The following is a 10,612-nucleotide window of genomic DNA, read 5'->3' as shown; positions in this document are numbered from 1 at the left end:
CGAGACCCCCTTGCAGCTCTCAGCGCGAGGGGGTCTTTTTTTGTCCCCGCTCCGCCGGGGATTTTTTTGTTTCGGGGAAGGGACGGGCTGAATTATCGTCAATGTTCGTCCCTGTTCCTGATACCCGTTCTCCAGCAGGAGAGCAGTGCCTGGTGGGAGAGCGGGCGAGGCTGTCACCTCTCAAGAAGAACATTGTGCGGCAAGGGCGGCAGGCGGATGCCTAGAGATTTGAAGAGAGAAAAGCTTGCGGAGAGGGAAACCTTTTTGGAAAAAGGTTCTCCCTCCCCGCGCCCCTCCCTTCCAAAAACTTTTGCTGGTGGGTCTGTGCGAGGATGGAAGTGCCTGTGAAGAAGAGCAGGCGGCTTCCATCTGTAGCAGGCAGAGCCTGAGTTCCCTGCTGCAGTCATGCCTTTGGGCACCTTTTGGGAGAGATCCGCAATATTGACAGAGTCTTGCCTTTTGGCTGACATGTAGCGTAAGCGGGAAGAGCCCAAGCAAGTTGCAAAGCCAATGTGCTATTTTTTCGTACCTGCAGGTATCCGCGGGACAGTGGGCGAAGATCCCTATTTGAGAAATCCAAGGAGAAAGCAGTATGTGGAAAATAGCATGCATGGCAGTTGCCCTGCTTATGTGTCTGAGTGGCCGGGCGGAAGCTCAGTTCAGTATGCTCATTCCCTCGTCTTCGACGGTAATGGAAGACAAAGAATCTTCCTTGAAGCTGGATGTTTTCTCCGCTTATCCCATGGAGATGCGGGGCCTGGATATGCAGCAGCCCAAGTCCCTGACCATGACCAGGGACGGGAAGGTGGAAAATCTCAAGGCGATGCTCAAGCCGGCTACCATCATCGGGCATCAGGCCTGGCGGGCTGTCTATGAGGTCAAACAGCCCGGCGTGTACCAGTTTGCCATGGAGTCTGCCCCCTATTTCGATCCCGAGGAAGACCGCTTCATCATCCACTATACCAAGACTGTCGTGGCTGCTTTTGGCGACGAGAAAGGCTGGGATGTTCCTTTGGGGCTGAAAATGGAGATCATTCCTCTGACTCGTCCTTTTGCCAACTACAGCGGCAATATCTTCCAGGGCCGTGTGCTGCTGGACGGTAAACCTATCCCCGGTGCCGAGGTGGAAGTGGAATACTACAATCGTGATGATGTCTATACGACCCCCAACGTCTATTTCATGACCCAGGTGATCAAGACGGATGAGAACGGCGTCTTTACGTACTGCGCCCCCTGGCCGGGCTGGTGGGGTTTTGCGGCCCTGAAGACGGACAGGAAAAAGATGGAGCATCAGGGCGCACTCAAGGATGTGGAGCTGGGGGCGGTGATCTGGATGGAATTCACCGCACCACTGAAGAGATAGATGAAGACCTGCCCCAGTTTGTTTGATAGCGACTCAGCGAGACTTGGTACGATTTTCCTACGACCAGCCATTCTCCATCGTAGACGTTCGCTACTAGGTCGGAGATACAGGATGATTTCCGGAGGACGCCTGCGGGATTGAGTGCGGACATCGCCCAGTTAGGCACATGTCTCCGGGTGTTGGGCCGCATGGCCCCATCTTTAGGCAGAACGATGATGAACTGCTCGGGATTCGCCGGATCCCGGGCAGTTCCTGTTTGGGGCCTGGAGCTACATCGGCAGTTGGTTGGGGGCCGGAAACGACGATTTTTGTTTGCCCAGGGAATCCTGCCTGGAAGAAGGAAGGCACTGTCCCCTATACCCAAGCCAAGGGACCTGCGGCACTCCCTCGCTCGGGCCCGCTGCCTGCAAAAAGAAAAAGCCCGTACGATGACGGGCTTTGGGGATCGGGATAAACGCACCGCTTAGTCGCGGGGCGGGAGCTCACGGCCGCCTTCCTGGAGACGTTCCAGGAATTTGTCGCGGCATTCGTAGCTGCAGAAACGGTAGACCTTGTCGCCGTCGCGCACGGAGATATTACCGTCCACGGAGACATAGGTGCCGCATTCAGGGTCTTTGACCATTTCGCCGGCAGCGACCTTGCGCTCGACTTCAGCGGCCTGGTCTTCGGCGTTTTCCTTTTTCTTCTTCAGAAAATCATTGGCAAACAGTCGGTACAGGACGTAAACGGCCAGACCCAGCACAAGCCATTTCCACATATGGTCGCTCTCCTTCTCCTGCGTAGAGCAGGGTCTCATTCTTTATCGCAACCCAGGATAGCATAAGAGTTTTTGCGCGTCACTGAAAAATTCTCTGACCTTCCTGTCGATACTCGAGCCCGGCCAGCCATTGCGCCGGGGTACGGCCGTGGATGCGGCAGGCGGCGCCCACATCACAAAGAGGGATGAGGACGAAGGCGCGCTGGCACATGCGCGGGTGGGGGACGATGCTTTCCGGCGCGTCGCACTGGCTGTCCCCAAAGAGCAGCAGGTCCATGTCGATGCAGCGCGGTCCGAAGCGCAGGGCCGGATCGCTGCTGCGTTGTCTGCCCAGCTGTTTTTCCTCCGCCAGCAAGGCCCGGACGAAGCTTTGCGGGGTCCAGTCGGTCTCCAGCTCCATGCGGACGACCTGATTGTGGAACCAGGGCTGATCCGCATAGTCCTGCGGCTCGGTCAGGTAGATGCCGGAGAGCGCATCCACCCGGGCACGGGGCAGGGCACGCAGCCGCTCCACGGCCAGGGAGAGCATATGGGCGGCATCGGGAGTGTTGGACCCCAGACAGACGAAAACGGTGATGGTCGGTGCAGTCATGGCCTCCTTGTAGACATTTGCCCGGATGCTGTCAAAAATCTTGCCCAATCCGTCCAAGGCAGCTAGCATGATGACATGACGGAAAAAAGTGCATTGCCTGAGGCGACGGAGCGATCCCTGCAGATCCTGAAAAAACAGATCCCGGCCTGGGGGGAATACCTGCTGGCCCAGCGGGGCCTTTCCATGCGTACGGTGGTCTCATACCGGCAGGATCTGGAAAATTTTTTTCTTTTCCTCGACGAGCTGGACGCCGGCGACAAGACCAGCCTCGATGAACATGACCTGTTCCTGTATCTGGCCTGGCTGCGAGCCCGGAAGAATGCGGGACGCACGCTGGCCCGGCGCTTGTCGGCATTGCGCGGCTTTTTCGAGTATACGGTGGAAGAAGGCCTGCTGGAGAGCAATCCCGCCAGCCTGCTGGAAAGCCCGCGTCTGCCCCAGTATCTGCCGGAAGTCCTGAGCAAGGCCGAGATGGACCGCTTGCTGCAATTGCCGGACATGCGCGAGAAATGCGGCCGTCGTGACCGCTGCCTGCTGGAGATGCTCTATGCGGCGGGCCTGCGCGTCTCGGAGGTCTGCAACCTGCTGGTGGCGGATGTGGACATGCAGCGGGGGCTGGTGCTGGTGTCGGGCAAGGGCGCCAAGGACAGGCTGGTGCCGCTCCATTCCCTGGTGCTCGATCTGTTGCAGCAGTGGTTGTCCTTCTGGCGTGACGACTTTTCGCCCCAGAGCCGCTACCTTTTCCTCAACCGTTCCGGCAAGGGCCTGAGCCGCCAGTATGTCTGGAAGATGGTCAAGAAATACGCCTTGCTGGCGGGCATACGGCGCTCCATCTCGCCGCACACCTTCCGCCATTCCTTTGCCACCCACTTGCTGGAAGGCGGGGCTGACCTGCGGGCCGTGCAGCTTTTGCTGGGCCATGCCGACATCAGCGCCACCGAGATCTATACCCATGTGCAGGCCGAGCGCCTCCATGCCCTGCACAGGCAGTTCCATCCACGGAGTCAGTCGTAATGTCCGCATCTTCTCCCCGGATCCTGGTCACCTGCCATGCCAATGCCGATTTCGATTCCTTTGCGGCCATGCTGGCTGCCCACTTCCTCTACCCCGGCAGTCTGCTGCTGTTCCCCGGGACGCAGGAGCGCGGCCTGCAAAAGGTCGTGGCCTCGCTGGATGCCAAACGCTACCATCTGACCGAAAGTGCCGACATCCCCTGGGACGAGATCACGCATCTCGTGCTGGTGGATACGCGCCAGCGGGAGCGTGTCCGGCATGTGTCGACCCTGCTGGACAGGGAAGGGGTGACCGTCGAGGTCTGGGACCATCATCCGGCCTCGTCCGAGGATGTCCCGGCCCAGACGAGCCATGTGGAGACCGTGGGCTCGGTCACGGCCCTGCTGGTGCGGGAGCTGCGGCAGCGGGGGATCGTGCTGGAAGCCGCGGACGCCACCCTGCTGGGGCTCGGCATCTACGGGGACACGGGCTCTTTCACCTACAGTTCCACCACGCCGCTGGATTTTGAAAGTTCCGCCTGGCTGCTGACCCAGGGCATGGATGTCAACGCCATCAACGAGATGGCGGCCCATGAGCTGACCAGCCTGCATGTGCGGGCCCTCAACAGTTTGCTGGAATCGGCGCGCGTCTACCATATCAATAATGAGCCGGTGGTCATCGCCGAGGCCTCCATGGAACACTACCTGGGGGATTTTGCCTATCTGGCCCATCGGCTGATGGAGATGGAGAAGTTCACGGTGCTTTTTGCCGTGGGCCGCATGGAAGACCGGGTGCAGGTGGTGGCCCGCAGCCGCAGCGATGCCATCAATGTGGGCCGCATCTGTGCGGAGCTGGGCGGGGGCGGTCATGCCTATGCCGCGTCGGCCTCCATCCGCAACCTGACCCTCAACGAGGTCCATGACGCCATCGTGCGCAATCTGCACATGCAGGCAGGGCCGGAAAAGACCGCCAGCGATTACATGTCGTCCCCGGCGGTGGGGATCGAGTCGGACCGCAGCATGCGTGAGGCCGATACCCTGATGATGCATTTCGGCCTCAAGGCCGTGCCTGTCTTCAAGCCCGGGACACGCCGCTGCATCGGCATCCTGGATGCCCAGACGGCTTCCCGCGCTACCAGCCACAAGCTGGGCGACCGGCCTGTGGACGACTATATGCGTCGCAATATCAAGAGCCTGGCCCCGGATGCGCCTTTGCGGGACATCTCGTCCATCATCGTGGGCGGCCGGCAGCGTCTGGTGCCCATCGTGGACAAGGATCTGGTGGTGGGGGTGGTGACCCGCACGGACCTCATCAACGTCATGACCTCCGAGCCCGGTCAGGTCCTGGACTATCAGGAAAACAACTCGCGCGAGCGCAATGTGGCCAAGCTGCTGCGTGACCGTCTGCCCGCACGGGTGCGCCATTTGCTGGAGCTGGCGGGCCGTCTGGGGCAGCGGCTGAACATGCCCGTCTATGTGGTGGGCGGCTTCGTGCGCGACCTTTTGCTGGACCGGCCCAACCATGACGTGGATTTCGTGGTGGAGGGCGAAGGCGTGGCCTTTGCCCGGGCCCTGGCCGCCGAACTGGGCGGCCGTGTGCGTGAACACCGCAAGTTTTTGACGTCCATGGTCATCTACCATGACGAAGACGGCCTGGAACAGCGCATCGACGTGGCCACCGCGCGCCTGGAGTATTACGAATCCCCGGCGGCGCTGCCCACGGTGGAGCTTTCGTCCATCAAGATGGACCTGTTCCGGCGCGACTTCACCATCAATGCCCTGGCCATCCGCCTGGACTGCACGCCCTACGGGCAGCTGGTGGACTTTTTCGGCGGGCAGCGTGACATCAAGGAAGGCGTGCTGCGCGTGCTGCACACCCTGAGTTTCGTGGAAGACCCCACACGCAGCCTGCGGGCGGTGCGCTTTGAACAGCGGTATGGCTTCCATATCGGGCCCAGCGCGGAAAAGCTCATCAAGAACCTGCTTAGCCTGCATATGCTGGACAAACTGTCCGGAAAGCGTATCTTCAACGAATATACCCACATATGTGACGAAGACGATCCCGCGGCCTGTTTCGAGCGCCTGGATGGCCTGGGCCTGTTGCGGGCCCTGGGGCCCTCCCTGACCCTGACGCCGAGCAAGCGCCAGATCCTGCAGCAGGTACGTTCCATGCTCAACTGGTACCGCCTGCTGTATTTCGATGAGAGCGTCGAGAACTGGCTGATCTACTTCCTGGCCCTGGGACACCGGCTGAACTATGCCGAAGTCTCCGCCAATTTCGCCGCCCTGGGTCTGCCCGAAGGACGCAAGCAGGAGATCTTGCAGCAGCGGGAGTCCATGCGGCATGTGCAGCCCAAGCTGGCCCGCTGGCAAAAGGCCTTTGAGGCCGGGACAGGCAGGATCAGCGAGCTGTATCTGCTGCTGGAAAAGTTCTCGCTGGAGTTCCTGCTCTACATCATGGCCGGTGTGGAAGACAGCGGGCTGCAAAAGAACCTTTCCCGTTACATCACCCAGTGGCGCCGTGAAAAGCCGGATATCGACGGCCGGGATCTGCGCGACATGGGCATCGCGCCGGGACCGCTGTTCGGGCGCATCCTGCGGGCCGTACTGGTCGGCAAGCTGGACGGGGAGACCCCGGATGCGGACAGCCAGCGTCGTCTGGCGCTGGACATGGCCCGGCAGGAAGGCGTATTTCCTAAATAAAAGAGCGGCGTTCAGGGCAGGACTTGCCCTTGAAGCGCAAGCCGTGTATTGAGGAAAAGAAAATGAAACAATTGTGGACGCCCTGGCGCATCGAGTACATCCTTGGCCCCAAGCCGGACAGCTGTGTTTTTTGTCTTCCCGAAAGCAGGGATGAAGACGAGGAGCGGCTGGTCCTGTACCGGGGCAGGCATGCTTTTGTGATCATGAACAAATTCCCGTACAGCAACGGGCATATCATGGTCTGTCCCTATCGGCATGTGATGGCGCTGGCCCAGCTTGAAACGGATGAGACGCACGAGATCATGGACCTGATGCAGCGCTGCACGCTGGTGCTGCAGGAACATTTTCACTGCGAAGGCATCAATATCGGCCTCAACCAGGGGCAGGCTGCCGGAGCCGGTATCCGGGAACATCTGCACTTCCATCTCGTGCCGCGCTGGAACGGGGATTCCTCCTTCATGGCCGTGATGGACGAGGTGCGCACGATCCCGGAACACTTGCGCAGCAGCTATGCTCATCTGAAGCCGTATTTCGACAGGTTTTGAACACCACCGCGCAGAGGAGGAGACTATGCGCTATATAAAGGTCCTGTTACTTGTTCTGCTGATTTTCTTCAGTCTGGTCTTCTTCTTCCAGAACCAGACGGCCCTGTCGACGGCCATGACGCTCAAACTCAATCTCTTCTTCGTGCCTGAGATGACGTCCATCCCGCTGCCGTTCTACTTCATCGTCATCGTGGCCTTCTTCGTGGGCGCCCTGCTGGCGGTGGCCCTGCTGCTGTGGGACAAGATGCACCTGACGGCCCGTTACATGAAGAGCAAGTGGCGTGTGTCCGCTCTGGAACGTGAAGTGGCCAAGCTGAAGAAGAGCCTGGACGGTGAGACCGCGCGCGGCGATTTCCTCCGCAAGGTCTCCCAGGAAAAGGCCCAGGCCATCGAAGCCGCTCCCGCCAAGGAGAAGGCCGAGGCCAAGCCGGAAGAAGTGACCGCTCCCGATCCTGACAAGGCCTAGTCCCTTTCCCCCGCGCATCAGGCGCATTTTTCTGCAGCGGCGTCGTCCTTGGATGGCGCCGCTGCGCAATTACGCATATGGCAGAAAAAACTCCCAAGCTGACTCCCATGTTCGAGCAGTATCTGCGCATCAAGGCCGACTACCCTGATGCGCTGCTGTTCTACCGGATGGGCGACTTTTACGAGCTCTTCTTCGACGATGCCGTCACCGCGGCCCGGGAACTGCAGATCGCCCTGACCAGCCGCAGCCGGGACACGGAAAACCCCGTGCCCATGTGCGGTGTGCCCTGGCATGCCGCACAGGCCTACATCGCCCAGCTCATCGACAAGGGCTTCCATGTGGCCATCTGCGACCAGACCGAAGACCCCAAGGCCGCCAAGGGGCTCGTGCAACGGGCCGTGACCTGCGTGGTGACGCCCGGCACCGTACTGGAAGACGCCAACCTGGACGCCCGCAGCCACAATTATCTGGGAGCCGCTTTCTGGGAGGGACACAACGGTGCCTTCGTCTGGGCGGACATCTCCACGGGCCAGTGGTCCGGCATGGAGGTGAAGCGCCTGCCCGAGCTCTGGCAATGGATCCAGAAGCTGGCCCCGCGCGAGCTGCTGGTGCCGGACGACAAGGAGTTGCCGCCCAAATGCCTGCTGGAAGGCGTGCGCCTGCTGCGTCGTCCCGTGGCCGGTTTCGACGCCCGCAAGGCCGAACGCCGTTTGCTGGAAGCCCAGTCCGTGCAGGAACTGGCAGCCCTGGGCCTGCAGAACAAGCCCTGCCTCGTGCGGGCCTGCGGCGCGCTGCTGGTCTATCTGGAGCAGACCCAGAAGCGCCGCCCAGAGCATCTGATGCCCTTCCAGCCGCTGGACCTGGGCCGTCACATGCTGGTGGACGACGTGACGGAACGCAATCTGGAGATCTTCCAGCGCCTCAACGGCCGCAAGGGCAAGGGGACCCTGCGTCATGTGCTGGACGATACCATGACGCCCATGGGCGGCCGCCTGCTGGAAGACATGCTGCGGCATCCGTGGCGCGAAGCGGCCCCCATCCTGGCCGTGCAGGACGCCGTGGCCCTGCTGCACGATGATGACAACCGCCGGGCCCTGTTGCGGGAAGCCCTGAAGGACGTCTATGACCTGGAGCGCCTTTCCACGCGCGTGACGGTCAACCGGGCCACCCCGCGGGATTTCATCGCCCTCGGCAACAGCCTTGCGGCCCTGCCTGCCGTTCTGGCGGCCCTGACGCAGCCCCTGGACGGGAAATATCCGTTGCCCGGGCAGGAGAACGGGGAGGACGCGCCCCGTGTCATCCATGAGCTGCTCAAGGGCTGGGACGATCTGGCCGATTGTGCGCATCTGCTGCGCAGCGCGCTGGTGGACAGCCCGCCGGTGGTCATCACGGACGGCGGCCTGTTCAAGGCCGGGTACAATGCCGAGCTGGACCGTCTGCTGGATCTGGTGGAACACGGCGAGCAGAAGCTGCAGGAAGAGCTGGCCCGCGAACAGCAGGAGACCGGCATCGCCAAGCTCAAGCTGGGGTTCAACCGGGTCTTCGGCTATTATTACGAATTGAGCAAGGCCGCGCACAGCGGGCCGGTGCCGGAACATTTCATCCGCCGCCAGACCCTGGCCAATGCCGAACGCTTCACCACGCCCGCCCTCAAGGAGCTGGAAGAAGCGCTCCTTTCCGCTTCCGAAAAACGCAAGACGCTGGAATATCAGCTCTATCAGGATCTGCGCACCTTTATGGCCCAGCAGCGGGAGCGCATCCTGCACATGGCGGACGTCATCGCCCATCTGGACTACTGGCAGAGCCTTGCCGAGGTGGGGCGCCGCAACGGCTGGTGCCGTCCCGAACTGGACGGCAGTGCCGACATTTTCATCGAGGAAGGCCGCCACCCGGTGGTGGAGGCCATGATAGGCGCGGCCAATTTCGTGCCCAACAATATCACGCTGGATGCCCGGCGCCGCCTGTGCCTGCTCACCGGCCCCAACATGGCGGGCAAGTCTACGGTACTGCGGCAGGTGGCCATCATCTGCCTGCTGGCGCAGACCGGTTCCATGGTCCCGGCCACACGGGCGCGCCTGGGGCTGGTGGACAGGCTGTTCTCGCGTGTGGGCGCTTCGGACAATCTGGCCCAGGGGCAGAGCACCTTCATGGTCGAGATGATGGAGACGGCCCGTATCCTGCGGCAGGCCACCAAGCGCAGCCTGGTCATCCTGGACGAGATCGGGCGCGGCACCAGCACCTATGACGGTGTTGCCCTGGCCTGGGCCGTGGTGGAAGATCTGGCGGCCCGGGCGCATGGCGAAGTGCGCACCCTGTTCGCCACCCATTATCACGAGCTGACGGCGCTGGAAAAACGCGTGCCCGGCGTGTTCACCATGAATATCGCCATCCGGGAATACGGGGGCGACATCCTTTTCCTGCACAAGCTGGTGCCCGGCCCTGCGGACCGCAGCTATGGCGTGGAGGTGGCCCGCCTGGCAGGCGTGCCTGCGCCGGTGGTGCAGCGGGCACGGGCCATCCTGGCGGAACTGGAGCAAAGCCGGGGCGAGGGAAAGCGCATGTCGCCCCAGACGGAGACGCTGGCGCTTCCCGGCATGGAAAAGCGGGTCGCCCGCGAGGAGCCCCCGTCTTTGCCCATCGACATCCCTGCCGCACCGGCCGCCGGGCCGCATCCGCTGGTCCTGCTGCTGCGGGACCTGGATCCCGAGGAGCTCTCGCCGCTGGCGGCCCTTAAGCTGATCATGGAGTGGAAAAAGCTCTGGGCCGATGCTCCCGATACGGAGGAAAAACATGTCTGAGGTCAGTCCCTGGTCCGTCATCCAGTCCATTGCCGAGCGCCGTATCGAAGAATCTATGGCCAAGGGCGATTTTGATGACCTTCCCGGCCGGGGCAAACCGCTGGAACTGGAAGACGACAGCCATGTTCCCCCGGAGCTGCGCATGGCCTACAAGGTGCTGCGCAACGCAGGCTGTGTGCCGCCGGAACTGGCCGAGCGCAAGGAGATCAGCAATCTGGCCGACATGCTGGAACATTGCGAGGACGAGCAGGAGCGCGTGCGCCAGATGCAGAAGCTGCGGTTCATGATCCTGCAGGCCCGCATGAAGCATCAGCGTCCCCTGAACCTTGATGACGACACCTATTACGACCGCCTGCTGGAGCGGCTTTCCCGGCACGACAGGAAAAAATAGCGTCT

9 protein-coding genes are annotated in these 10,612 nt (G+C 61.5%); 7 read left to right on the top strand and 2 right to left on the bottom strand.

Annotated features, from left to right (window positions below):
• Window positions 1-592 precede the first annotated feature (592 nt).
• Complete coding sequence (locus ACQRAG_RS02000; RefSeq protein ID WP_427805280.1) at window positions 593-1,363, top strand: DUF4198 domain-containing protein; 771 nt, start codon at window positions 593-595, stop codon at window positions 1,361-1,363.
• A 463-nt stretch (window positions 1,364-1,826) separates the two neighbouring features.
• Here ACQRAG_RS02000 and ACQRAG_RS01995 read toward each other — a convergent pair whose 3' ends face one another.
• Both ACQRAG_RS01995 and folK read right to left on the bottom strand, forming a co-directional pair.
• Complete coding sequence (locus tag ACQRAG_RS01995; RefSeq protein ID WP_168935302.1) at window positions 1,827-2,120, bottom strand: transcriptional regulator; 294 nt, start codon at window positions 2,118-2,120, stop codon at window positions 1,827-1,829.
• A 79-nt stretch (window positions 2,121-2,199) separates the two neighbouring features.
• Entirely contained in the window at window positions 2,200-2,712 is a 513-nt protein-coding gene (gene folK, locus ACQRAG_RS01990) for a 2-amino-4-hydroxy-6-hydroxymethyldihydropteridine diphosphokinase (protein ID WP_304026557.1), read from the bottom strand.
• Window positions 2,713-2,787: 75 nt separating this feature from the next.
• Here folK and xerD point away from each other — a divergent pair, with 75 nt between their 5' ends.
• The 6 genes from xerD to ACQRAG_RS01960 all read left to right on the top strand — a co-directional run bounded on the left by xerD (window position 2,788) and on the right by ACQRAG_RS01960 (window position 10,607).
• Window positions 2,788-3,726: a site-specific tyrosine recombinase XerD gene (gene xerD / locus ACQRAG_RS01985; RefSeq protein ID WP_204626485.1), complete on the top strand. Its 939-nt coding sequence runs from the start codon at window positions 2,788-2,790 to the stop codon at window positions 3,724-3,726.
• Window positions 3,726-6,407, top strand: a complete 2,682-nt coding sequence (locus ACQRAG_RS01980) for a CBS domain-containing protein (protein ID WP_303868206.1) — start codon at window positions 3,726-3,728, stop codon at window positions 6,405-6,407. Before xerD ends, ACQRAG_RS01980 begins: the two co-directional genes overlap by 1 nt.
• Before the next feature lie 62 nt (window positions 6,408-6,469).
• On the top strand, window positions 6,470-6,952 hold the full coding sequence (locus ACQRAG_RS01975) for an HIT family protein (protein ID WP_168935299.1): 483 nt from the start codon (window positions 6,470-6,472) through the stop codon (window positions 6,950-6,952).
• 25 nt (window positions 6,953-6,977) lie between these two features.
• Window positions 6,978-7,418 carry a lipopolysaccharide assembly protein LapA domain-containing protein gene (locus ACQRAG_RS01970; protein ID WP_168935298.1) on the top strand — a complete coding sequence of 147 codons (441 nt, stop codon included), beginning with the start codon at window positions 6,978-6,980 and terminating at the stop codon, window positions 7,416-7,418.
• 77 nt (window positions 7,419-7,495) lie between these two features.
• Window positions 7,496-10,216, top strand: a complete 2,721-nt coding sequence (mutS, locus tag ACQRAG_RS01965; protein ID WP_297160174.1) for a DNA mismatch repair protein MutS — start codon at window positions 7,496-7,498, stop codon at window positions 10,214-10,216.
• On the top strand, window positions 10,209-10,607 hold the full coding sequence (locus tag ACQRAG_RS01960) for a DnaJ family domain-containing protein (protein ID WP_168935296.1): 399 nt from the start codon (window positions 10,209-10,211) through the stop codon (window positions 10,605-10,607). Before mutS ends, ACQRAG_RS01960 begins: the two co-directional genes overlap by 8 nt.
• The last annotated feature ends 5 nt before the right edge of the window (window positions 10,608-10,612 follow it).

It is taken from the genome of Desulfovibrio sp. SGI.230 (assembly GCF_050313065.1).
GTDB lineage: Bacteria > Desulfobacterota > Desulfovibrionia > Desulfovibrionales > Desulfovibrionaceae > Desulfovibrio.
This window is presented reverse-complemented; position numbering and strand designations above follow the sequence as displayed.